23 protein-coding genes are annotated in these 21,712 nt (G+C 66.2%); 12 read left to right on the forward strand and 11 right to left on the reverse strand.

Annotated features, from left to right (window positions below; all coding sequences use genetic code 11):
• Window positions 1-59 precede the first annotated feature (59 nt).
• From JUB11_RS23310 to JUB11_RS23330, 5 genes are read left to right on the forward strand one after another with little or no spacing between them, the layout of a single operon-like run.
• On the forward strand, window positions 60-1,172 hold the full coding sequence (locus tag JUB11_RS23310; protein ID WP_207461180.1) for an L-dopachrome tautomerase-related protein: 1,113 nt from the start codon (window positions 60-62) through the stop codon (window positions 1,170-1,172).
• A gap of 34 nt (window positions 1,173-1,206) precedes the next feature.
• The gene (locus JUB11_RS23315; RefSeq protein ID WP_207461181.1) at window positions 1,207-2,322 is read left to right on the forward strand and encodes an NAD(P)-dependent alcohol dehydrogenase; all 1,116 of its coding nucleotides are present in this window, start codon (window positions 1,207-1,209) and stop codon (window positions 2,320-2,322) included.
• Between the two features lie 23 nt (window positions 2,323-2,345).
• The gene (locus JUB11_RS23320) at window positions 2,346-2,828 is read left to right on the forward strand and encodes a (2Fe-2S)-binding protein (protein WP_207461182.1); all 483 of its coding nucleotides are present in this window, start codon (window positions 2,346-2,348) and stop codon (window positions 2,826-2,828) included.
• Window positions 2,828-3,853 carry a xanthine dehydrogenase family protein subunit M gene (locus tag JUB11_RS23325; protein ID WP_207461183.1) on the forward strand — a complete coding sequence of 342 codons (1,026 nt, stop codon included), beginning with the start codon at window positions 2,828-2,830 and terminating at the stop codon, window positions 3,851-3,853. Before JUB11_RS23320 ends, JUB11_RS23325 begins: the two co-directional genes overlap by 1 nt.
• A gap of 14 nt (window positions 3,854-3,867) precedes the next feature.
• Complete coding sequence (locus JUB11_RS23330; protein WP_207461184.1) at window positions 3,868-6,144, forward strand: xanthine dehydrogenase family protein molybdopterin-binding subunit; 2,277 nt, start codon at window positions 3,868-3,870, stop codon at window positions 6,142-6,144.
• Between the two features lie 247 nt (window positions 6,145-6,391).
• Here the strand turns inward: JUB11_RS23330 and JUB11_RS33420 are convergent, their stop codons facing one another.
• Both JUB11_RS33420 and JUB11_RS23335 read right to left on the reverse strand, forming a co-directional pair.
• Window positions 6,392-6,565, reverse strand: a complete 174-nt coding sequence (locus JUB11_RS33420; protein ID WP_348771495.1) for a hypothetical protein — start codon at window positions 6,563-6,565, stop codon at window positions 6,392-6,394.
• Window positions 6,493-7,671 carry a Gfo/Idh/MocA family oxidoreductase gene (locus JUB11_RS23335; protein WP_247887274.1) on the reverse strand — a complete coding sequence of 393 codons (1,179 nt, stop codon included), beginning with the start codon at window positions 7,669-7,671 and terminating at the stop codon, window positions 6,493-6,495. Before JUB11_RS23335 ends, JUB11_RS33420 begins: the two co-directional genes overlap by 73 nt.
• Window positions 7,672-8,003: 332 nt before the next feature.
• On the opposite strand from JUB11_RS23335, the gene JUB11_RS23340 reads away from it, so the two are divergent.
• Window positions 8,004-8,528 carry a sigma-70 family RNA polymerase sigma factor gene (locus tag JUB11_RS23340; RefSeq protein ID WP_207461185.1) on the forward strand — a complete coding sequence of 175 codons (525 nt, stop codon included), beginning with the start codon at window positions 8,004-8,006 and terminating at the stop codon, window positions 8,526-8,528.
• Window positions 8,529-8,872: 344 nt separating this feature from the next.
• On the opposite strand, the gene JUB11_RS23345 is transcribed toward JUB11_RS23340, so the two are convergent.
• The 6 genes from JUB11_RS23345 to JUB11_RS23370 all read right to left on the reverse strand — a co-directional run bounded on the left by JUB11_RS23345 (window position 8,873) and on the right by JUB11_RS23370 (window position 14,761).
• The gene (locus tag JUB11_RS23345) at window positions 8,873-9,337 is read right to left on the reverse strand and encodes a PRC-barrel domain-containing protein (RefSeq protein ID WP_207461186.1); all 465 of its coding nucleotides are present in this window, start codon (window positions 9,335-9,337) and stop codon (window positions 8,873-8,875) included.
• 213 nt (window positions 9,338-9,550) lie between these two features.
• Entirely contained in the window at window positions 9,551-11,830 is a 2,280-nt protein-coding gene (locus JUB11_RS23350; protein ID WP_207461187.1) for a xanthine dehydrogenase family protein molybdopterin-binding subunit, read from the reverse strand.
• A gap of 1 nt (window position 11,831) precedes the next feature.
• Complete coding sequence (locus JUB11_RS23355; protein ID WP_207461188.1) at window positions 11,832-12,854, reverse strand: xanthine dehydrogenase family protein subunit M; 1,023 nt, start codon at window positions 12,852-12,854, stop codon at window positions 11,832-11,834.
• 1 nt (window position 12,855) lies between these two features.
• Window positions 12,856-13,488, reverse strand: coding sequence for a (2Fe-2S)-binding protein (locus JUB11_RS23360; RefSeq protein ID WP_207461189.1), 633 nt, complete (start codon window positions 13,486-13,488; stop codon window positions 12,856-12,858).
• Window positions 13,489-13,741: 253 nt separating this feature from the next.
• Window positions 13,742-14,353, reverse strand: coding sequence for a vitamin K epoxide reductase family protein (locus tag JUB11_RS23365; RefSeq protein ID WP_207461190.1), 612 nt, complete (start codon window positions 14,351-14,353; stop codon window positions 13,742-13,744).
• Between the two features lie 66 nt (window positions 14,354-14,419).
• A complete protein-coding gene (locus JUB11_RS23370; protein WP_207461191.1) occupies window positions 14,420-14,761 on the reverse strand; it encodes a cupin domain-containing protein in 342 nt (113 codons plus the stop codon).
• A gap of 872 nt (window positions 14,762-15,633) precedes the next feature.
• Here JUB11_RS23370 and JUB11_RS23380 point away from each other — a divergent pair.
• Both JUB11_RS23380 and JUB11_RS23385 read left to right on the forward strand, forming a co-directional pair.
• Window positions 15,634-16,323, forward strand: a complete 690-nt coding sequence (locus tag JUB11_RS23380) for a phosphoribosyltransferase (protein WP_207461192.1) — start codon at window positions 15,634-15,636, stop codon at window positions 16,321-16,323.
• On the forward strand, window positions 16,320-16,652 hold the full coding sequence (locus JUB11_RS23385; RefSeq protein WP_247887275.1) for a cation transporter: 333 nt from the start codon (window positions 16,320-16,322) through the stop codon (window positions 16,650-16,652). The genes JUB11_RS23380 and JUB11_RS23385 overlap by 4 nt, the downstream gene beginning before the upstream one ends.
• Window positions 16,653-16,798: 146 nt before the next feature.
• On the opposite strand, the gene JUB11_RS33275 is transcribed toward JUB11_RS23385, so the two are convergent.
• Window positions 16,799-16,930, reverse strand: a complete 132-nt coding sequence (locus tag JUB11_RS33275; RefSeq protein ID WP_282189149.1) for a hypothetical protein — start codon at window positions 16,928-16,930, stop codon at window positions 16,799-16,801.
• A gap of 348 nt (window positions 16,931-17,278) precedes the next feature.
• Here JUB11_RS33275 and JUB11_RS23390 point away from each other — a divergent pair, with 348 nt between their 5' ends.
• From JUB11_RS23390 to JUB11_RS23405, 4 genes are all read left to right on the forward strand, one after another.
• On the forward strand, window positions 17,279-17,761 hold the full coding sequence (locus JUB11_RS23390) for a hypothetical protein (protein WP_207461193.1): 483 nt from the start codon (window positions 17,279-17,281) through the stop codon (window positions 17,759-17,761).
• 12 nt (window positions 17,762-17,773) lie between these two features.
• The gene (locus JUB11_RS23395) at window positions 17,774-18,364 is read left to right on the forward strand and encodes a hypothetical protein (protein WP_207461194.1); all 591 of its coding nucleotides are present in this window, start codon (window positions 17,774-17,776) and stop codon (window positions 18,362-18,364) included.
• Window positions 18,346-18,699, forward strand: coding sequence for a hypothetical protein (locus JUB11_RS23400; RefSeq protein WP_207461195.1), 354 nt, complete (start codon window positions 18,346-18,348; stop codon window positions 18,697-18,699). Before JUB11_RS23395 ends, JUB11_RS23400 begins: the two co-directional genes overlap by 19 nt.
• 100 nt (window positions 18,700-18,799) lie before the next feature.
• Window positions 18,800-19,231, forward strand: coding sequence for a septal ring lytic transglycosylase RlpA family protein (locus JUB11_RS23405; protein WP_207461196.1), 432 nt, complete (start codon window positions 18,800-18,802; stop codon window positions 19,229-19,231).
• A gap of 85 nt (window positions 19,232-19,316) precedes the next feature.
• On the opposite strand, the gene egtD is transcribed toward JUB11_RS23405, so the two are convergent.
• The gene (egtD, locus tag JUB11_RS23410; protein WP_207461197.1) at window positions 19,317-20,285 is read right to left on the reverse strand and encodes an L-histidine N(alpha)-methyltransferase; all 969 of its coding nucleotides are present in this window, start codon (window positions 20,283-20,285) and stop codon (window positions 19,317-19,319) included.
• Window positions 20,285-21,565 carry an ergothioneine biosynthesis protein EgtB gene (gene egtB, locus JUB11_RS23415; RefSeq protein WP_207461198.1) on the reverse strand — a complete coding sequence of 427 codons (1,281 nt, stop codon included), beginning with the start codon at window positions 21,563-21,565 and terminating at the stop codon, window positions 20,285-20,287. The genes egtD and egtB overlap by 1 nt, the downstream gene beginning before the upstream one ends.
• Between the last annotated feature and the right edge of the window lie 147 nt (window positions 21,566-21,712).

Below are 21,712 nucleotides of genomic sequence, written 5' to 3' on the forward strand. Positions count from 1 at the left end.
GCCCATGGGGCCGGACGTCACGGCGCCGACCAAAGGCCAGCCAGGGGAAAACAACGGGAATGTCCATCCAGCCGCAGGACCTGCCGAGCGACGAGCCCGTAGGCGCGCTCGAACCGGTCGTCCAGTTCGACGGCCCGATGCCGACGGGCGTGACGGTCTCCCACCGGGGCCGCATTTTCGTCAACTTCCCGAAATGGGGCGACGAGGTCGCCTTCACGGTGGCGGAGATCCGCGACGGCCGGCCCGTCGCCTATCCGGACGAGGCGATCAACCGCACCGACCCCGACGATCATGCGGCGGCGCTGGTGTCCGTGCAGAGCGTGGTGGTCGATCCCGCCGACCGGCTGTGGATCCTCGACACCGGCAGCCCGATGTTCAAGCCGACGAAATTCGGCGGCCCGAAACTCCTCTGCGTGGACCTGAGGAGCGACAGGGTGGTCCGAAAAATCCTCTTCCCCCAGGACGTGGCGCTGCCGACCACCTACCTCAACGACGTGCGGTTCGACCTGCGGCGCGGCGCCGGGGGCATGGCCTTCATTACCGATTCCTCCGACCAGGGGCCGAACGGCATCATCGTGGTGGACCTCGCCTCGGGCGAGAGCTGGCGCCGGCTCCACGAGCATCCCTCGACCAAGGCGGAGACCCCGCCGGGCTTCCTCCCCATCGTCGAGGGACGCCCCCTGATGCAGCGCCAGCCGGACGGCACGGCCAAGCCGGTCACCATGGGCGCCGACGGCATCGCCATCTCGGCGGACGGGCAGCGGCTCTTCTACTGCCCGCTGGCGAGCCGCCGCCTCTACAGCGTGTCGGTGGACGCCCTGACCGACCGGTCGCTCGACGGCGCAGCCGTGGCCGCCACGGTCCTCGACGAAGGCGACAAGGGCGGCGGGGCCGACGGGCTGGAGACCGACGACGCGGGCAATCTCTACGCCACGAGCTACGAGCACAACGCGGTGCTACGCCGCAGGCCGGACGGCGCCTGGGAGACGGTGATCCACGACGCGCGGCTGCTGTGGCCCGACACCCTGTCGGTCGCGGCGGACGGCCACCTCTACGTCACCGCGAATCAGCTCCACCGGCAGGCGCAGTACCAGCAGGGCCAGGATCTGCGCCGCAAGCCCTATTCGCTCTTCCGCACCCGCATCGGCACGGGTCCCGTCCAGCTCCGGTGACGCGGCCGCCGGCATCCAGCCAACGGAGGAACCCATGAGAATCCAAGCGGCCGTGCTCGAAAGGCCGGACGGAGCCCTCACGAGCCATCGGGTCAGGATCGAAACGGCGGAACTGGACGGCCCTCGCGACGAGGAGGTGCTCGTCCGGGTGACGAGTTGCGGCGTCTGCGGCACCGACCGAGGCTGCCTGCACGGGCAGGAGCCCTACCCGACGCCCGGCGTACTCGGCCACGAGGGAGCGGGCATCGTCGAGGCGGTCGGGCGGAACGTGACGCTGGTCAAGCCGGGCGACCGTGTGGTCATGGGCTTTCCCTTCTGCGGCGTTTGCAGGAACTGCCGCGCCGGCCAGCCGCGCTATTGCGAACACGGCAAGGAGTTGATGTTCGGCGGCTACCGGCTGGACGGCTCGACCCCGCTCCGCCGCGGGGACGGCGAGCCCCTCGCCGGGCGCTTCTTCCAGCAATCCTCCTGGGCAACCCACGCCGTGGCGCTGGAGCGCCAACTCGCGAAGGTGCCGGACCACATCGACCACGACCTGATGGGACCGCTCGGCTGCAGCATCACGACCGGGGCCGGAGCGGTGCTGAACGAGCTGCGGCCGACGCCGGGGTCCAGCATCGCGGTCTTCGGCGCCGGCAGCGTCGGCCTATCGGCCGTCATGGCAGCTCGCCTGACCGGCGCCACCACCATCATCGCCATCGACAAGGATGAACGCCGCCTCGCGCTCGCCCTTGAACTCGGTGCCACCCATGTGATCCACGGGACCGGAGACCTGGACGCTCAGGTCAAGGAACTCTCGGGCGGCGGGGTGGACCGGGCGGTGGAAGCGACCAACGGCGCCAACCTCGTCGCGGAGGCCTGCAAGTCGCTCGCGATGCTGGGCGTCTGCGCCATGGTGGGCGGTGCGAAACCCACGGCCGAGATTTCGCTCAACCATCCCGACATGCTGCTGAACGGCAAGCGGCTGATCGGGGTCATGGGCGGCGGCGGGCAGACCCCCGCCTTTCACCTGAGCTTGATGGAATTGCAGGCCCAAGGCCGCTTCCCTCTGGAGAAGCTCGTCCGCTTCTACGATTTCGCCGACATCAACCAGGCGATCGAGGACAGCGACTCGGGCGCCGTGGTCAAGCCGATTCTGCGCATGCGCTAACCTACAGCCGGAAGGATCGCGGAATGGATGTCTTGTTGACGGTCAACGGCCAGCAGCACCGGCTTGATCTGGACATTCGAGTGACCCTGCTCGACGCCCTGCGCGAGCGGCTCGGCCTCACCGGCACGAAGAAGGGCTGTGACCAGGGCCAGTGCGGCGCCTGCACGGTGCTGGTGGGTGGCCGGCGTGTGCTGTCCTGCTTCATCCTCGCCGCTACCGTCGACGGCGAGGTCACCACGATCGAGGGGCTCGCCGGGGAGGGCGATCCTCTGCACCCCATGCAGCAGGCCTTCCTGGACTGCGACGCCTTCCAGTGCGGATACTGCACCCCCGGCCAGATCCTCAGCGCGATTGCCTGCGTCCAGGAAGGACATGCCGAAAGCGAGGACGAGATCCACGAATACATGAGCGGCAATCTCTGCCGCTGCGCCGCTTACCCGAAGATCGTCGAGGCGGTGCAGCGCGCCAAGCCGCTGATGCAGGTTCAGGCGAAGGAGTCCGACTGATGCGGCCCTTCAGCCTTGAAACAGCGGACGACCTTGCCGAAGCGCTCCGCCTCGGCGCGCAGGAAAACGCGGCGGGCGCGCACGTCCGGGCTCCCATGCAGTATCTCGCCGGCGGCACGAACCTGCTCGACCTCATGAAGCTCGACGTGATGCGGCCGGAACGGCTGGTCAACATCAACGGGCTGCAGCGGCAGTACGGCATGATCGAGGCCGACGGGGCCGGGCTGACGCTCGGGGCGCTCGCGCGCATGTCCGCGGTCGCCGACGACCCGGTGGTCCGGCGCGACTACCGTGTGCTGTCCGACGCCCTGCGGCTGGCGGCGAGCCAGCAGCTGCGCAACATGGCGAGCCTGGCCGGCAATGTGCTCCAGCGTACGCGCTGCAACTACTTCCGCGACACGAGCTGGGGCGCCTGCAACAAGCGCGAGCCCGGTTCCGGCTGCGCCGCCATGGAGGGAGTGAACCGCCGCCTCGCCGTGCTGGGGGTGAGCGATCGCTGCATCGCCAACTATCCCGGCGACTTCGCCAACGCGCTCGCTGCGCTCGGGGCGGAGGTGACCGTGCTGGACGGCGCCGGCGGAACCCGCACCCTGCCCTTCGAGGAGCTGCACCGGCTGCCCGGCGACACGCCGCACATCGAAACGAACCTGAAGCCGGGCGAATTGATCACTGGCTTCCGGGTGCCGGCGGGCCCCTGGACCCGACGGTCGCTGTATTTGAAGATCCGCGACCGGGAGTCGTTCGACTTCGCCCTGACCTCGGCCGCCGTGGCACTGGACCTTGGGGATGACGGCACGGTCCGGGAAGCGCGCATCGGCATCGGCGGGCTGGTCGCCAAACCTTGGCGCTCGCATGAGGCCGAAGCCGCGTTGCGTGGGCGCCGCCTGGACGAGGCGAGCGCGGCCGAGGCGGCGGAAGCCGCCTTCGCCGACGCGGTCGTGCACAGCGAAACAGCCTTCAAGCCGGAACTGGGCCGGCGGACCCTGGTCCGCGCCCTTCTCGAAGCCGCGCGCCTGACGATCTGAGGAAGGGACAGGAGATGGCCGAAGATCCTAAAACTGCGACCGCCGGCAGCCCGTTCGGAAAGCCGCAGGTCCGCATCGACGGCCGCGCCAAGGTGACCGGGCGCGCGCTCTATCCCTCCGACGAGCCTGTGGGGAACCCGGCTTACGCCTTCCTTTTGACCAGCGCCATCGCCCGCGGCCGGATCAGGCGGTTCGACCTCGGCGAGGCCCGCGCGGTCGAGGGCGTCCTCGACATCCTGACCCACGAGACCGCCGGTGGCGAGGCCAAGCCGCCGGAAATGCAGAGCGGCGGCAAGACGACCACCACCCTGGAAAGCGACCGGGTCTGGCACGACGGGCAGATCATCGGCGTGGTCGTCGCCAACAGCTATGAGATCGCGCGCGAGGCCGCCTTCCGGGTGCGTGTCCATTACGAAAAGGAGGCTCCCTCGGCCAGCTTCGGCAGTCCTGGCGCCGAGGAGGAGGTTCGCGAGCCGGGCGAACACAAGGATTACCGCGTGGGGAACGCCGACGCGGAACTCGCCTCAGCGGAAGTGACGGTGGATGGCTGGTACGGGACCCCGACCCAGCATCACAATCCGATCGAGCTGTTCACCACGACCTGCGCCTGGGAGAACGGCAAGCTGACGATCTGGGAGCCCAGCCAGTTCGTCTACGGCCTGCGCGGCAATGTGGCGGGGCAGCTGGGGATCGATCCGGAGGATGTCCGCGTCGTCTCCAGGTTCGTGGGCGGCGCCTTCGGGTCGAAGGGCGGCGCCACGGCGCGGACCGCCTGGATCGCCGTGGCGGCCCGGCGGGTGAACCGCCCGGTGAAGCTGGTCGCCACGCGGGATCAGGGCTTCACCATCGTGACCTACCGAGCGGAGACCCGCCACCACCTCCAGCTCGCCGCGACCCGCGACGGCCGGCTTACGGCGCTCCGCCACGAGGGGTGGGAGTTGACCAGCCGGCCCAGCGACTACAACGTGTCGGGCACGGAAACGACGGCACGCATGTACGCCTGCCCGAACATCCTCACCAAGGTGAACATCGTCCACGCTGACCGGAACACCCCGGGCTTCATGCGCGCCCCGCCCGACACGCCCTACATGTTCCCGCTGGAATGCGCGATGGACGAACTTGCGGCCAGGCTCGGCATCGATCCCATCGAGCTGCGCCGGATCAACGACACACAGACGGACCCGACGAACGGCCAGACCTTCTCCAGCCGCCATCTGATGGACTGCTTCGACCGGGGGGCCGAGCGCTTCGGCTGGTCGCGGCGTGACCCGCGCCCGGGATCGATGAGCAACGGCGATTGGCTCGTCGGCTTGGGCTGCGCGAGCGCCGCCTACCCGTCGAACATCGCCGCCACGGCCGCCCGCGTCTCGTTGCGGCCGGATGGGCACGCGCGGGTGCAGATCGCGGCGCATGACATCGGCACGGGCGCCTATACGGTGGTCGCCATTATGGCGGCTGACCAGCTCGGGCTGGCGCCGGAGCAGGTGACGGTCGAGATGGGGGACTCCTCCCTTCCGCCGGCCTCGCTCGCCGCCGGCTCCAGCCACACCGCCACGATCACTCATGCCGTCGCGAAGGCCTGCGGGGAGTTGCGCGACCGGATCGCGCGCGCCGCCACGACGAGCAACAACGGTCCGCTCGCCGGGCGTGACCCGGCCACGCTCGTCCTGTCCGCCGGCCGGCTGACCGCGCCCGACGGTGCGGCCGAACCGCTGGTCGACGCCGTGAAGCGCCTCACTCCCGGCGCGCTGGAAGTCTATGCGGAAAACATCCCCAAGGGCCTGTCCCCGGAGGCGATGGAGACGCTGTACAAGGGCAAGCCGCCGATGTCGCGCGGCCAAAACCGAGAAGACGTGACCGCCTACGCTTTCGGGGCACAGTTCGTGGAGGTACGCGTGCACAGCCGCACGCGCGAGATCCGCGTGCCCCGCATGGTCGGGGCCTTTGCGTCGGGACGGATCGTTAACCCGCTGACCGCCCACAGCCAGTACATGGGCGGGATGATCTGGGGCTTGGGAGCGGCGCTGCTGGAGAAAACAGAGATCGACCCGCGCCACGCGCGCTACGTAAACGATAATATCTCCGAATACCACATCCCGGTGAACGCCGATGTCCGGCGCGTCGAGGTGATCATGATCCCGGAGACCGACCGCGACGTGAACCCGCTCGGCGTGAAGGGCATCGGGGAGATCGGCATCGTCGGGGTCAACGCCGCGATCGCCAACGCGGTCTTCCACGCCACCGGCAAGCGGATCCGGCAGCTTCCCATTCGGATCGAGGATCTGCTGTGAGCCGATGGGCCGGTCCGGGGAGCGGCGGCGCCACCGGTGCCACGGGCGACGGATCGGACCGGAACCCGTCCGGGATGGCCGGGAGTTCCGGCCGGCCGGCTCGGAAACCGGATCGGGTTCGGACGTGGTCTCGGCGGCCCGCATGACGGGCGACAAGCCGCAGCAGGGGTGACGGCCTTCGACCGGAAGTGATCGGAAGATGCGGGCCGGGAGCCACGCTCTCCCGGCCCGTTCCGTTTCCCAACGGTCAGCTCTGGTCCGGCGCGGGGCCGCGGGTGGCGTCCCGCGCCGGGGCGGGGGCGAGCGCGACCGGCGCGCCCGTTTCGGCCGACTTGTAGAGCGCTTCCATCAGCAGATGGTCCTGCACCCCCTCCTGCCCCGGCGTGTGCGGCGTCCGGTTCTGCGCGACGCAGCTCGCCATATGGTCGATCTCCAGGGCGAACTGGTTCTCCTGCGACAGGCGGATCGTCTCGACCGCCTCGTTCTTCCCTTCCCGGTGGGCGACGCGCAGCCGCTGGCCCTCGTAGGCGAAGGCGTTCTCCAGGTTGATCCAGCCCTTTTCCAGCCGCACCCGCAGGTCCTTGCTCTCATGCGCGCCGTAGCTCGTCGCGCAGTTGGCGATGGTGCCGGACGGGAAGCGCAGCATAAGGAGACGGCCTCCTCCACCTCGCTGTAGCGCGGGTCGCCCTCGGGGTTGAAGACGCGGGCGAAGACCTCCACCGGCTCCTCGCCGAGAATGGCGCGGGCGGTGTTCAGGCAGTAGAGCCCGATGTCGGGAAGCGCCCCGCCGCCGGCCAGCGCCTTCCTGAAGCGCCACTGGTCGCCGGTGCCCATGGTCTGGGTGTTGGTCGCCTCGATGAAGCGCGGGGCACCCATGGCGCCGGAGCGCACCAGCCGGATCACCTCGCGGTTGTTGGGCTCGTATTGGCAGCGGTAGGCGATCATCAGCTTCACGCCGGCGGCGTCGCAGGCCACGGTCATCTCGCGCGCCTCGGCGGAGTTGTTCGCCATGGGCTTCTCGCACATCACATGCTTGCCCGCCTTCGCGGCGCGCAGCACGTATTCCCGGTGCAGGCCGTTGGGCAGCACGACATAGACGGCCTGCACCTCCGGGTTTTCGGCGATGCGGTCGAAGTCCGCGTAGGAATAGACCGACGACGGCTTGATCCCGTGCTGCGCCGCGACCAGCGCCGCCTTCTCGGGGCTGCCCGACACCAGCGCCACCGGCCGCGCCCGCTTGCATTCGCCGAAGGCGGGGAGGAGTTCCTCCAGGGACAGGCGGCCGAGCCCGACGATGGCGAAGCCGACGCGCTCGGACGGCGGCAGGGGTGCGGGCGGCGGCGCGGAGGGCCGGTCGGCCTCGCCCCGCCAGTTCGGGAAGGCGACGCGCCCGCCCTGGACGGAGCCGGTATCCACGGGCGACGGCCCCGGCATCGCGAGGGACGGGCCGGCGGCGGCGGTCAGAAGCCCGGCCGATCCCGTCGCGATCAGGCCGCGGCGGGTCAGGCGGGGAAACTCGAACGGCATGGCGGGTGGCCTTTCGGTGTCGTTCCCGGAACGGTTGATCCAGTCTCGAATATCCATGCAGGCTGTTCGTCTCGCTCCTTCTCCAGCCTCACAAAGGGCTGCATTTCGCAGTCAACCAGCCGATTTCCGTCACCCAACATCGGCGGCCCGCCACTATGACTGTCGTCGTAACGCCCTCTGTTCGGTTGGCCGCACTGTCGGCTTCTGCGAGGATTGTCGTCTGGTCCAACACACTCACTTTACCCGCGGACACCATGCAAGTAGGCGCCCCTTCAAACAGGCCAAGCACCGTCGCTCGGAGTGCGGCCATCAAGGCAGAGACGACGGAGTCCTTGCTGGTTGCGATCGGTGGCCGCCGGGATCGGACAGCCTTTGCTTCTCTGTACTCGCGGGTGGCACCCCGGCTGAAAGCCTATTTTTTGCAATGGACCGACGATTCCGATTTTGCGGAGGAACTGGCGCGGAAGGTCATGCTGGTCGTGTGGCATCAGGCGAACGTCTTTGATGCATCCAGTATAGCCGCCTCGACTTGGATTTTTGCCATAGCCCGCGACAAAATGATTGAAGCAGTGCGGCACCAACGGCGATTGGTGCTCGATCCCGATGATTCCGCTCTTTTCAATATCCCGGAGCAGGCCATCGCAGCCGGCATGCCTGCAGATCCAGCACGCAGCGAACTCACCACGGCCTTGAACAGCCTGTTGCCTGGACAAGAGAAGATACTGCGGCTGGCCTATTTTGAAGGCAAGGATCAGCAAGGCATCGCCGAAGCGCTCGCCATCGATTCCAGCGCCGTCGATTGGCGCCTGCGTGCTGCCCTGGACAGCCTGCGCAACGCATTGCGGAACGCCGCGTAAGATCTTCGGCCCGGCAGCAATTTTCGGGCCACGCTCAATCAGGTCTTTGCTGCCCGAACCCTAGGCCCTGGCATCGCCACGGCCCTTACCGAAGTCGCCAGCAAGGCTCTCGCCAACGCGGATGGCTTGGCATTCTCCCCAAACTGACAAATCCAGACCCTTGCGGATGCCCGCCCTCGCCAAGCCGGTAAGAGTGCGGCTTCATGATCGCTGACGCCCAGAGAAAGATCTTATGGGAACGAGGGTCTACGATTACCTGTGCAGGTCGTCGCGAGAGACGGCTGTGCCGTTCGATGAAGGCTCGATTACCGGCACAGCCTATCCGCTTCGCCCGCCGACCGTTCTTATTTGGAGTCCTGCTGCCGTTCCAGCGACGTCATGGTGTCCGTGTACTGAAATTCCGGCATGTTTCCAACATCCTGCTGGGCGATGCTCGAGGCCTGGAGGCGTTCATTGCCCGCGTCCCAGTCCACGTCATCATAGGCGATCCCGATCTGTTTCTCGCCAATGCCGAGGAAGCCGCCCGAAGAGACCACGATCTGTTCGGGCTGCCCGTCGGATCCGAGGATCACGTCCTCGACCTCGCCGATCTCCTCATTGTTCCGCCCATAGACGGTCTTCCCGAGCATCGCCTCCGCACCCTGCGCCTGGACGGACATGTTCGCGCTGTCCGTGCCCGGGGGCTTGGTCTCCCCCATGGTCGTGTTGTTCTGCACGCTACCGTTGTCGCTCGGCATCGTGGTCTGAGCGAGCGTGGCGCCCGACATCAACATCAACGCGGATGCCACCGTGACGATTCCCTTGCGCATTCCTGCACTCCCTTCGATGATTGCGGCCCGGCCCCTGCCACGGGACACGGCAGGCATTCCGTTTCCCGTCGCCGTCACCTTTCAACCGTCCCCTCGGGCGGCTGTTGCGGCCGCAAATCCTGGTTTCAGCTCCGCGTTTCAGCTCCGGGTTTTCGTGGTCCGGAGCGCCGCCGGCCTTCAAAGCCTGCGCGCCCTCCGTCACCCTATCCGGTTTCAGGTCGACAGCAGGTTCTCAAGCCGGATCGGCAGGTCCCGGATGCGCTTGCCCGTCGCATGGTAAACCGCGGCGGCGATGGCGGCCGCCGTGCCGACGTTGCCGAGTTCGCCCAGACCCTTGATGCCTGCCGGGTTCACCTCCCTGTCCTCCTCCGGCACCAGAATGACCTCCAGCTGCTGAATGTCCGCGTTCACCGGAATGAGGTATTCGGAGATGTTCTTGTTGAGATAGCGCGCCGCGCGCGGGTCGATTTCGGTCTTCTCGTGTAGGGCTGAGCCGATGCCCCAGATCATTCCGCCCATGAGCTGGCTCCGCGCCGTCCGCGTGTTCATGATGCGCCCGCCGGCGAAAGCGCCGACGATGCGCGGCACGCGGATCTCCCGCGTGCGGGCGTGGATCCGCACCTCCACGAATTCGGCGCCGAAGGCATACATCATTTTGTCGCCCTTGGAGCCGCCCTTCAGCGTGCTTGTGCCGTTGTAGAGCTTCTGGATGGACTCCGGCGCGAAACCGGCCGGCATCCATTCCGCGTATTCCTCGATCGCACCCGACCCCATGCGCGCGAAAAGGTCCGACAGCTTTTCCGACGCCCCGCCGGCCTGAACGGTTCCCCCCCGCAACTCCAACTGCGCCGGATCGCGCCCGGCCAGAGGGCTGTCCTTGGCGGCGACGGCGGCCCGGAACAGCTTGTCCCGGATGGCGTCACAGGCCTTCAGCACGGTGGAGCAGACCGTGGCCGTCGTGTTCGAACCGCCCGCCACCGGAGCCGGCGGCAGGGCCGTGTCGCCCAGCTCGACGTTAACGGCCTCGATGCCGACGCCCAACCGCTCGGCGGCCATCTGGCCGATGACGGTGTAGGCGCCGGTGCCGATCTCGTGGGCGGCGGTCTGGACCCGCACGCTGCCGTCCGACGACAGCCGCACCCGGGCCGCAGCCGCACCCATGTTCGTGGGATAGACCGCCGTGGCGCACCCCCAACCGATGAGCCAGTCATCCTCGCGCATGGACCCGACGGCCGGGTTGCGCTTCGACCAGCCGAAGGAGGCCGCCGCCTCGTCGTAGCATTGCATCAACGGCCGGCTTGTGTAGGGCAGGCCCTTGATCGGCTCCTTCATCGTGTCGTTCACCCGGCGCAGTTCCACCGGGTCCATCTTCAAGGCGACGGCCAACTCGTCCATCGCGCTTTCCAACGCGTAGTTGTAGGGCAGCTCCGGAGGCGAACGCATGTAGCCGGGCGTGTTCCGGTCGGCCTTGACCATGTTGACCCTGGTCCAAACGGCTCCGTAACCGTAGAGGCGCGAGGTGGTGTCGGTGCCGGCCACGACATAGGCGTCCGGCCGCGAGGTGATTTCCCAGCCCTCATGGCTGAAGCCGGTGATCTTTCCGTCCGGCGTGGCACCGATGCGGATGCGGTGGCGGGTTTCCGCCCGGTAGGTCGTGGTTGTGAAGCCCTGTTGGCGCGTCACCACGCAACGGACCGGGCGATTGATCCGCTTGGCCGCCAACGCGACGATGCCGGTCCGCGGGGTCATCGGGCCCTTCGACCCGAAAGCTCCGCCGATGTACTGGCTGATCACCCGCACGTTGCGCGGATCGATGCCGAGCTGCTTGGCGACAGCGTGCTTGTAACCGTAGACGAACTGGCTCGGCTCGTAGACGGTGAGTTGGTCGCCGGCCCAGGCGCAGGTCGTCGAGAAGAGTTCAATCGGGTTGTGGTGCTGCGTTGGCGTCGAATATTCGACGTCGATGGTCACGGCGGCCGAGCGCAGCGCCGCCTCGACGTCGCCGACGGCCGGATCTTCCTTGTGAGTCTCCGTGACGTCCTTGGCGAGAACCGTCTCCGTGCCGGCCGAACCGAAGCCGGCGCTCGGCGGCTCCGTGTCGTATTCAGCCTTCACCCGGTAGGCGGCTTCCCGCGCCGCCTCGTATGTGTCGGCCAGCACCAGCGCGATGATCTGCCCGTCATGCCAGATCCTCGGTTCGGCCAGTGGCGAAATGGAGGTGGCGACGGCATTGCCAAACGCAAGCGGTTTCAGTTCCCGGGCGTTCTCGTGGGTGAGGATCTCGATCACGCCCTGCACGGCTTTCGCCTCGGCAAGATCGAGGCGTTTGATGCGGCCGCGCGCGATGTCGCTGGTGACCAGCACCCCGTGCGCAAGATTGTTCAGGGGCACATCGGCCGGGTAACGGGCTTCGCCCGTCACCTTCAGCCGTGCATCGACACGCGGCACGGGCTGGCCCATGTTCCGTTTCGGTTCGGGAGCGGTAACGCTCATCTCAGGCCTCCATCCGCTTGGCGTCGAGCAGGGCGCGCACGATCGTCTGCTTGGCGAGCGGCACCTTGAAGGCGTTGTGTTCCCTGGGTGCGGCTTGGGCGAGAGCAACCTCGGCCGCGGCCATGGCCGTCTTCTCATCCAGCGGCTTGCCCCGCAACGCCTCCTCGGCCTCCCGCGCGCGCCAGGGCACGGTTGCGACGCCGCCCAGCGCGATGCGCGCCTCGCGCACCCTGTCCCCCTCCATGTCAAGCGCCACGGCCGCCGAGGCAAGCGCGAAGGCGTAGGACTCGCGGTCGCGGATCTTCAGATACAGCGAACGCCGGGTCCAGGGACCGGCCGGCACGGTGATGGCGGTGATGAGTTCCGCCGCTTCCAGAGCCGTCTCCACATGCGGCGTGTCCCCCGGCGGGCGATGCAGGTCGGCGAAGCGGAGCCGCCGGACGCCGCCGGGGCCCATCGTCTCGACCATGGCGTCCAGCGCGATCAGCGCCTGGGCGAAATCTCCGGGGTAGGTCGCGATGCAGTTCCGGCTGGAACCCAACACGGCATGCTGCCGGTTGATGCCCTCGAGCGCCGAGCAGCCGCTGCCGGGAACACGCTTGTTGCAAGGCCAGGAGACCTCCCGGAAATATTCGCAGCGCGTCCGCTGCAAAAGGTTTCCGCCAAGGCTCGCCATGTTCCGAAGCTGTTGAGTGGCGGCGAGCTTCAATGTCTGCGCGATGACCGGATAGCGCTCCTTCACCGCCGGATGCTCCTCCGCCTGCGCCATGCGCACCAGGGCGCCGAAGCGGATGCCGGTGTCGCTCACCTCAATCCGGCCAGCCGGCGTACCGCCGACAGGGTTGATGTCGACCAGCTTTTCGGGCCGCATCACGTCGATTTTCATGAGGTCGCTGAGGTTGGTTCCGCCGGCGATGAACTGGCTGGCCGCCTGGACATGCGCCGGATTGCCGGACAGGCCCGAGGCCGCCGCCTGAACCGCGCGTTCAGGACTGTCGGCGCGCTCGTAGAGGAAGGGTCGCATCTCAGGCTCCCTGCATCTTGGACTTGGCCTGGTTCACGGCGGCCACGATGTTCGGGTAGGCGGCGCAGCGGCAGAGATTGCCGCTCATGTACTCGCGAATGTCAGCATCGCTTCCGGCATGACCTTCGTGGACGCAGCCGATGGCCGACATGATCTGGCCCGGCGTGCAGTAGCCGCATTGGAAGGCGTCCTGATCGATGAAAGCCTGCTGCATCGGGTGCAGTTCGCCGCCCGGCCTCGCCAGCCCTTCTATGGTCGTGACCTCGTGGCCTTCCGCCATGACGGCGAAGGTCATGCAGGACAGGATGCGGCTGCCGTCCATCAGCACGGTGCAGGCGCCGCACTGGCCCTGATCGCATCCCTTCTTGGTCCCAGTCAGCCCGGCATGGTCGCGCAGGGCGTCCAGGAGAGACGTGCGTGGATCGAGCGCCAGCCGGTGGTCCTGGCCGTTGATGCGCAAGGTGACGTTCGCCGCCTCGCGCGGGTCCGAAGCCGGCGCCGGCGCCGCTTCGGCGGAACCCGCGCCGCCAAGGAGCGGCAGCGCCGCGGCTCCGGAGGCGGTGGCGCCGAGAAAGCCACGGCGGTTGATGCCGGCGCGTGCCTTCCGGCCGCTCGGTTCCTGCTCGGATGTCATGATGCTCCCCTTGGCCTGGTCCAGACGCCGCATCGGGCACCGCCGCAACGGCTCACGATACGGGCAAACAGCAAAGCGTCCGCGCTTGTTACCTGCCCATCGGGTGTATGCCGCTGCGCTGCAACACGACCTTCGCGAACTTCGGCGAGAGACCGGGGCCGACCGGGCCGTCATTGCCGCGCCATGATAAGGATCTGTTTGACGACCGCCGCTCCCGGCCGCGCGTCCGGATGGAAGACGGCCCAGCCAACGGCTAGGCGCTTTCCGCAGGGAGGTCGGCGGGCACCAAGGCTCGCTGGCGGCTTGAGGGAAGCCGTCCGGATTCAGGCTCCTCGTCGGCGGGCCGGCGGTCTGACGCCATGGCACGCACGGCCTCGGTCGCCTCCGGCAGCGCCAATACGGCCGTGGCCAGGGAGGCAACAGTGGCCGTCTGGCAATAGGCGCAGAGGGCCTTGTTGTCGTTCCACTCCTCCCGGCCGAGCTTGAGCGTCACGCCCGCATCGTAGAGCGCCTTCGCCGCCATGGCGATGGGAAGCCAGGGCATTTGTTGCGCCCGGTCACGGCCGCCGGCGCCGGCCAGCAGGGCGGTCGTGGCATAAGTCGCCACCATCATCAGGCCGTCCGGCGTCTGATGTCGCTTGTAGGCATAATCGGAGGCATCAACCCTGCTGGAGTCGAACAGGTCCAGCGGCGGGTCCGGAAGGCGGCGCAGCACACCGAGTTGGTAGAGCGCCACAATCTGCCCCATGGTCGCGCCCATGTAAGATAGCCCGACGATCCAGCGCCGCCGCCGCAGATGGGGACTGTTCGCCTTGCGAAGCTCGTGGCTGAGTTGGCTTGGGGTTGGTCTCCGTAACGGCATCATCGCACACTCCTCCTGAAGCCTCATGGAGCCGGTACCGTCGGCTGTCCAGTCGCAAAGCCGCGGCGCTCAGGCCTTCTCGCGGCCGTGGAACTCGGCCGGCGGGGAGGTGGCCTCGACGGCGGTGAAGGGCTCCAGGATGCGATATGTGTGCTCGGCCCCGGCCGGCACGGTCCAGGAGTCGCCGGGCTCAAGCGTCACCATCTGACCTTCCAGGTGCAGTTCGGCCCGGCCGGAGATGACGTAACCGACCACCTCGTAGTCATGCTTGTGGGGCGGCTTGTTGTCGGTCGGCGCTTCCTTGTCCCACAGCCGCATCGACAGGCTCTTGCCGACGGCCAGGTATTTTTGTCCTTGCGGTCCCTGGGGTGAGGTCGCGGATTGGATCTTGGTCACGGTGGTGTCGCCCATGATGTCCTCGAAATGGATAGGATGGTTGTTTCCGCCACCAACAGGCTCCGCACGGGATCGGCACGAAAACACGACAGCCCCGGCGATCCTGTATTCCTATCCGCGGAATCGTGCGAAGGAATCCGCCCCAATGGAGGCCAGAGGACCGACCCGCAAATTGCTCTGGACATGCTGGACACGGAAGCCCTCCGCGATGTCCTCGGCTCCGCGCTTGGCCCTGCGGCTGTCCACCATGCCCTCAAGCGAGACTTCGCCTCTGTTTACGCCGACTTCGATCTCAGGGGCACCGTTGTAGGCGTTCCTCGGTCAGGCGGTCACCAGTATCCTCAAGAATGCGGCTGTCGGAGCGCGTGTACGAACGCGGCCCAAGACCACAATACGGACCGGAGCGCAGTCCACTGTCCCGAGGGCACTGCCGCGCCTTGTCGTGCTCATCATCGTGCCATTCAAAGCTGCCATATCCCTCAATCCCGAAGTCCGACGTCGCGCGGCCGAGTTGCCGTTCATGGTGCCGGCCAGCACCAATAGTCGCGCCCGTAATCATAGCCTTCTCTCCCAAAATCCTCGCGCCCGTAGTTAGGCAACCGCTACGCGGTTCGGCATCGTTGTCTTCGGCAACTGGGCTACGTTCCGCGTCGGGATGATGGGCTGGATTGGTTCTCCTCCGGTTCAGGCGTGTTCAGCGCCTTGGCCTGCGGTCGACGCCGCCAACATACGGCGGCGGGAACGGTTCCTGGCGGCGGCGCCGAAGCTCCTGTGCGGCCCAGCCACGGACCTGACCTGCCGGCGTGAGATGCACTGTGGAACCGCCGCTTCCGGCCTCCGGTTTGATGAAGCGTTGGTCCCTTACGACGCGCATGAGAAAACGGGCCATGTTCCATCATTCGAGTCAGTTCAAAACCTTCCACGACCGACGCGAGGCCGGCCGCCTGCTGGCACGGAGGCTGCTCTCCTATCGGGATGCCTCGCCGGTCGTGCTGGCGTTGCCGCGTGGCGGGGTACCGGTCGCCTATGAGATCGCGCTGGCGCTTAGCGCATCGCTCGACCTCGTGATGGTCCGCAAGATCGGCGCTCCGGGCAATCCGGAGTTCGGCATCGGAGCGGTGGTGGACGGGCACGCGCCGATAACGGTTATGGACGAGGAGCTGGTTCGCCATACCGGTGCAAGCGACGACTACATCACCCAGACAACGCAGCTCGAGCTGGCAGAGATCGAGCGTCGCCGGACCCTGTATCTGAAGGGCCGTTCGCCGGTTGACGTTAAGGGACGCACACTGATTGTCGTCGACGACGGGGTCGCCACCGGCTCGACGATGCGCGTGGCCTTGCATGCCTTGCGCCGGGCAGGGCCGGAGCGGCTGGTGATGGCTGTCCCGGTGGTGCCGGCGGACACGTTGGAAGCGATAAAAGTCGATTGTGATGCGGCCGTTTGCGTGCTGGTGGCCGAGAACTTTCCGGCGGTCGGCTTCTTCTACCGCAATTTCGCCCAACTGGAGGACCGGGAGGTGATCGATCTGCTGAGCCGCGTTCCGGACCGGAACGCGCGAGGTCCTAAGGCATGAGCAGGCTGGGTGCAGCCATGGATCAAGATCAGGATGAACAGGGTAGCGACAGTGGAAAAGGCAAACGCCTTCTCATCGCGCTTGCGCTCAACGTCGGCATCACGGTCGCGCAGATCGTCGGGGGTCTGCTCTCCGGCAGCCTCTCCGTGCTGGCGGACGCGGCACACAATGCCAGCGACGCCACGTCCTGTAACCGCTCGGGAAGCCACGCAGCATGGAGCGAGGGGATGGGCGGGTACCAAGCGACGCAGAGGTTCGGGGTGCCCGGCACGTTCGCCTCCATGTCGCCGGCGTGCCCTGCGCCATCGCAACGGCGCTGGCCGTCCTAGTTGTTTGCTGGCGTCGATACGTCGCCATGTCGTTAGCCGAACTGGTTTGCAGAAAACGCAAGCATGAAACGTCGTGGCGGCGGCACTGCAGCCGCACCGCGTCAGCGGCCTATAATCGTTGGACTCGAGTGCTTACAGCCCTTGCGTCAGACCGGGTGTCCAGCATTGGGCTCTCTCTCCTGTTTTCCGCCCTGCGCTGCGCGATTATTCTCTTCCTTGGCACGCTCCGCACTTTCCTGCCGCGTGGCGTCGGCATCTTCTTTCCGTTCTTCGGCCATGGGTGCCTCTCCTTGTTATCCTCGCTGTAGGCTCTAACTGCGCTTCTGTGCCGAGGTTCCCCCCTCATATCCCCGCGCAGTACGGATCACCCTGCTTGAATGCAGGCCGTTTCGGCCTTTACGGGATAAGATGGTGCTGATCCTTCGGTCGAGCGGATGAAGCCGCGTGTGCCATTTCGGCGGAGCAAGGGAAAGAGTCCGCCAGGAACCCGCACCCAGCTTCCCTGTTCCTTCTGACCAGCGAGGGCGGCGAGAGGTGATCCGGTTCGTGGGACGGCATTGATAATTCTCATGGGGCCAGTGCTCCATTTTCGCGGCGCGGAGACCGGAGCTTGGCGGCTATCGGCCTTGCTGGTCGCCAAAGGCGAGCCCCCGCCATTGCTGGCCGGCACGTGTCGCACAACGCCACGGCGCCTCGCCCAATGGCACGGCTGGAGCGTCTGGCGCTACGACTTCGCATTTCCGCTGGGCGAGCCACCGAACTTCCGAAAGTATCAAATCGGAGATCGAAGCTGGCAGGTTCATCTGCCAGCCGACAGCTCCCTTCGCATGGCCTATACGGCCTGCAATGGGAACGAAGGGCCGCAGGCCTGGGCTTGCGGGCAGGAGCGCAATGAGCGCTGGCTGCATTTGGCGGCGGAGCATGCCGCGCGTCCTTTCCACCTGCTGCTCCAAGGCGGCGACCAACCCTACGCCGACGCGCTCTGGCGAATTCCGATTTTCGCCGAGTGGCGGCACCAGCCCTGGCGTCAGCGCCGGAACGCGCCTTTCACGCCCGCGATGGCCGAGGCAGCGCGCGGCTTCTTCTTCGACAGCTATTGCCGCCTGTGAAGCCATCTGGAATTGGCGCCGGTCCTGGCGGCTGTTCTGTCATTGATGATGTGGGACGACCACGACATCATTGACGGCTGGGGCAGTTACGACCTGGAGTGGCAGGAAAGCCCGGTGTTCCAGGGGCTGTGGTCCGTGGCACGGGAGCATTTCGCCCTTTTCCAACTCGCCACCAGCGCTGGCGATCTGCCCGATGGCCTCTCCGATCGTTCGGGCCATCAGTTCGGCTGGGCTTACCGCCTGGGCCGCATCGGCATACTGGCTCCAGACCTGCGCTCCGAACGCAGCCGTGAACGGGTCATGGGCGAGGCAGGCTGGCGCGCCCTCGAAACCAGCCTCGAGCGCATGGCGGACTGCCGCCATATCCTGCTTCTTTCCAGCGTACCGCTGGTGAATGTGCAGCTTCACACGCTTGAGCGGCTGTTCAGCCTCATTCCCGGGCACGAGGAATGGCAAGACGACCTCATCGATCAATGGCCGAGCCTTGCGCACTGGGACGAATGGACCCGTCTTCTGGGCAGGCTTGTCCGCTTTTCAGCCGAGCCCGACAGGTCCAGATCTCGTCTTTTTCGGGTGAAATCCACATGGGGTCATGGGGCCTGATCGAGAGCGGCTCGACTGTGATCCACCAGCTCACCGGCATCGTTCATCCGCCGCCACCAGCCTCCGTAGTCGCCCTGCTCGAGCTTATTGCCGCTAAGCCGATCCGTCCTGCACCCGGTCTCGTAGCAAAGCTTTTGTCCATGCCTGGGCTGGGCCGGCGCTTTCTGCGTGCCCGCAACTGGATGCAGATCGACGACGCCAGTGGCGCGCTCGCCGCAACCTGGCACAGCGCGGAAGCGATGAGCCGCTTGACCATTCCCGGGCCGGCGGACGAGCCTTCCCCCCGATCTGCCAAGAAGCAGAGGCGACTGAGAAGACATTCCAGGATAGGCTGAAAGCCTACTCTACTTTTGACACTGTCCCCAATCGTCAGGAACCAGGATCCGGCGGTGTGGATTGTTTAGGCACCTTCCATCGTGTGAAAAGGATGCCGCCATGCGCACAATTCTTGCCGTATTCGCCGTTTTGTTCGCAACGTTCCAACCGAGCGTCGCACAAGAAAGCCAAAGTGGAACCGTGCAGCAGCAGGGAGAAGCCTCCTACTTCCGAGGCGGCCAGGATGGTAACACCAAGACCGCCACCGGGGAAGGCGTTGACCCCAATGGCAATACCGCCGCGTCCCGGGACTTGCCCTTGGGCACCGAAGCCACCGTGACGAACAAAGAAACCGGGCAGTCCACCGATGTCCGGATCAATGATCGTGGTCCGTCACGTGATGACCGAGTCATTGACCTTTCGAAAAAGGCCGCCGAGGATATCGGCATGGAGAAAACCGGCACTGCTCCAGTGACAGTCGAGGCAGACCCAGCCAAGCAGAAAGATCCGCGGACCCGTGAAGCCCTTGAGCAGCTTGGAGAAAAGCGATAGGCCAGAGCCAACACATTCGGAAGTCGAGGAACCGAGCGGCCAACCTTGATACCGGAGAAAATTGCGATAATCCCACCAACGTCCCTTAGCCCCGTTTCGTCCAGACCATCCAATGCAGGCTGAACAGCCGGTCGGGATCCGTCCAGCTTCGGTCGCAGCCCCATCCGGCGCGTGCGGCCAAGCGGCGGAATCCGGGAACGGAATATTTATAAGAGTTCTCGGTGTGGATGCTCTCCCCCTCCTCAAAGAGGAACGCGCGTCCCGCGACCCGGACGGTCTGCCGCGCTAGACTGACCAGATGCATTTCGATCCGTCCTCGCGCCGCGTCATAGCGCGCGCGGTGGGCAAAGCCGTCGAGGTCGAAGTCGCCGTCCAGCTCCCGATTGATGCGGACGAGCAGATTGAGGTTGAAGGCGGCAGTCACGCCGCGTGCGTCGTCATAGGCCGCCTCCAGCACCTCTGGGTCCTTTCGGAGATCGACGCCGACCAGCAGCCGGCTGCCGGAACCAAGCCGGCGTCCAAGCTGATTCAGAAAGCCTATCGCCTCCGCCGGGCGGAAATTGCCGATCGTCGAGCCCGGGAAGAAAGCCAAGACTCGCTCCGTCGGGATGCCTGGCGGCAGCGGGAATTCCCGCACATAATCAGCTACCACCGGGGCCACGGCAAGCCCGGGATAGTCACTCGACAGGCGGGCCGCTGCCATTATCAGATGGTCCTGCGAGATATCGACTGGCACATACATCGCCGGCACTTCTAACGCGTCCAGCAGAATACGCACCTTCACGCTCGAACCGCTGCCGAGTTCAACAAGGCTAATTCCCGGACCGGCAAGCCCAGCAATCTCCCCAGCCGTATCGCGCAGCAGGGCAGTTTCGGTTCGCGTCGGGTAATATTCCTCAAGCGTGCAGATCTCGTCGAAGAGCTGTGACCCGATCCGATCGTAGAAATACTTGCAAGGCAGGCTCTTGCGCGCAGCCGAGAGCCCCTCGGTCACATCCGATAGGAAATCCTCCGTCTCCGGCGCGAGCATGCGCGTGAGCATCGAACCGTCCATCACGCATCCTCCGCAAGCCGCAGCCCGGCGAACATCCAACGCTGGTGCGGATAAAAGAAATTCCGGTAAGTGGCGCGCACATGCCTTTCCGGCGTAGCACAGCAGCCCCCGCGCAGAACGAACTGGTTGGCCATGAACTTGCCGTTGTACTCGCCGACCGCGCCGGTTGCCGGGCGAAAGCCGGGATAGGCGGCATAGGCGCTCGACGTCCATTCCCAGACGTCCCCAAACATCTGCCCGGGCGCGTCGAGAGCGGGTTCCCCCGTCACGGGGCGCAGCAGTCCGCTCCCTATCATGTTGCCCACTGCCGGGAGCCCGCGCGCGGCGACTTCCCACTCGAACTCGGTCGGCAGGCGTTTGCCGGCCCAGCGGGCAAAGGCATCGGCCTCGTAATAGCTGACGTGGCAGACGGGGGCAGTATCGTCGAGCGGCACCTCCCCCATTAGGGTGAATTGCGTCCAGCCCTGATCGCGCTGCCGCCAATAGCCTGGCGCTTCCCATCCCTGCGCGTTCACTGCGGCCCAGCCGTCGGCCAGCCACAACGTCGGCGTCCGGTAGCCACCTTCGGCGATGAAAATTCGCCATTCGCCATTAGTCACCGGGCGTGAGAACAGGCGGAAGGGCCGAACCAGCGCGTCGTGCCGGGGGCCTTCATTGTCAAAGGCAAATCCCTTTCCGTCATGACCGATCCCGACGATACCCCCGTCGAAAGCGATCCAGCGCCCCGCGTCAGGATCAGGTTGCAACCTCGTTCGGACGGGCCGGTAGGCCGGAGCTAAGGGGTTGCACGAGAACAGGTGGAGCAGGTCCATCAAAATCAGTTCTTGATGCTGCTCCTCATGGGCGAGGCCCAGCGTCACGAGGGGCTTGAGAGTGTCCGCGGCGGCGCCCGCCAGCAGCCGCAACATTTCCGTGTCCACATGCTCGCGGTACGCCATCACCTCAGCGATGCCGGGCCGGGTCACCAAACCGCGCGCCGCGCGCGGATGCCGCGTGCCTACCGCCTCATAGTAGGAATTGAACAAGTAGCCGAAGCTGGAGTCGAACGGCTCGTAAGACGGCAGGTTTGGCTTCAGCAGAAAGGTTTCAAAGAACCAAGTCGTGTGCGCCAGGTGCCATTTGACCGGGCTGGAGTCCGGCATGGACTGCACCACTTGGTCCTCCGGCGACAATCCCTGCGCCAGGGCCGTTGATCCCGAGCGCACGCGCTCGAAGTGCTCATCAAGCCGGTCGTCGCCGCGATCTATGATGGCCGATTGCGCCGCAGATCGCTGCTGCATGTGCATTCCCCTTGACCCAGCTTGCTCAGCTAAAGGTGGCGCCCATTGCTCGCCCGGCAATTGACTAGGATGAGTAAGCCTCCTGGGGCGGGTTTCGGTATGCATTGACAAGCACCGTCAGTTCGGAAGCCGGGTCGAGCTGATGGG

The sequence above is a fragment of the Azospirillum sp. SYSU D00513 genome, assembly GCF_017356015.1.
Taxonomy (GTDB): Bacteria; Pseudomonadota; Alphaproteobacteria; order Azospirillales; family Azospirillaceae; genus Azospirillum.

Excerpts from the sequence above, each read along its gene's own strand:
- JUB11_RS23365 (WP_207461190.1), bottom strand. The coding sequence starts at position 14,353 with ATGATGCCGTTACGGAGACCAACCCCAAGCCAACTCAGCCACGAGCTT.
- JUB11_RS23405 (WP_207461196.1), top strand. The coding sequence starts at position 18,800 with ATGCGCACAATTCTTGCCGTATTCGCCGTTTTGTTCGCAACGTTCCAA.
- JUB11_RS23355 (WP_207461188.1), bottom strand. The coding sequence starts at position 12,854 with ATGCGACCCTTCCTCTACGAGCGCGCCGACAGTCCTGAACGCGCGGTT.
- JUB11_RS23345 (WP_207461186.1), bottom strand. The coding sequence starts at position 9,337 with ATGCGCAAGGGAATCGTCACGGTGGCATCCGCGTTGATGTTGATGTCG.
- JUB11_RS33420 (WP_348771495.1), bottom strand. The coding sequence starts at position 6,565 with ATGGCGAGCTGCGTCGCGCAGAACCGGACGCCGCACACGCCGGGGCAG.
- JUB11_RS23385 (WP_247887275.1), top strand. The coding sequence starts at position 16,320 with ATGAGCAGGCTGGGTGCAGCCATGGATCAAGATCAGGATGAACAGGGT.
- JUB11_RS23380 (WP_207461192.1), top strand. The coding sequence starts at position 15,634 with ATGTTCCATCATTCGAGTCAGTTCAAAACCTTCCACGACCGACGCGAG.
- JUB11_RS23320 (WP_207461182.1), top strand. The coding sequence starts at position 2,346 with ATGGATGTCTTGTTGACGGTCAACGGCCAGCAGCACCGGCTTGATCTG.
- JUB11_RS23370 (WP_207461191.1), bottom strand. The coding sequence starts at position 14,761 with ATGGGCGACACCACCGTGACCAAGATCCAATCCGCGACCTCACCCCAG.
- egtD (WP_207461197.1), bottom strand. The coding sequence starts at position 20,285 with ATGGACGGTTCGATGCTCACGCGCATGCTCGCGCCGGAGACGGAGGAT.
- JUB11_RS23335 (WP_247887274.1), bottom strand. The coding sequence starts at position 7,671 with ATGCCGTTCGAGTTTCCCCGCCTGACCCGCCGCGGCCTGATCGCGACG.
- JUB11_RS23330 (WP_207461184.1), top strand. The coding sequence starts at position 3,868 with ATGGCCGAAGATCCTAAAACTGCGACCGCCGGCAGCCCGTTCGGAAAG.
- egtB (WP_207461198.1), bottom strand. The coding sequence starts at position 21,565 with ATGCAGCAGCGATCTGCGGCGCAATCGGCCATCATAGATCGCGGCGAC.
- JUB11_RS23325 (WP_207461183.1), top strand. The coding sequence starts at position 2,828 with ATGCGGCCCTTCAGCCTTGAAACAGCGGACGACCTTGCCGAAGCGCTC.
- JUB11_RS23315 (WP_207461181.1), top strand. The coding sequence starts at position 1,207 with ATGAGAATCCAAGCGGCCGTGCTCGAAAGGCCGGACGGAGCCCTCACG.
- JUB11_RS23360 (WP_207461189.1), bottom strand. The coding sequence starts at position 13,488 with ATGACATCCGAGCAGGAACCGAGCGGCCGGAAGGCACGCGCCGGCATC.
- JUB11_RS23400 (WP_207461195.1), top strand. The coding sequence starts at position 18,346 with ATGGGGTCATGGGGCCTGATCGAGAGCGGCTCGACTGTGATCCACCAG.
- JUB11_RS33275 (WP_282189149.1), bottom strand. The coding sequence starts at position 16,930 with ATGGCCGAAGAACGGAAAGAAGATGCCGACGCCACGCGGCAGGAAAGT.
- JUB11_RS23310 (WP_207461180.1), top strand. The coding sequence starts at position 60 with ATGTCCATCCAGCCGCAGGACCTGCCGAGCGACGAGCCCGTAGGCGCG.
- JUB11_RS23350 (WP_207461187.1), bottom strand. The coding sequence starts at position 11,830 with ATGAGCGTTACCGCTCCCGAACCGAAACGGAACATGGGCCAGCCCGTG.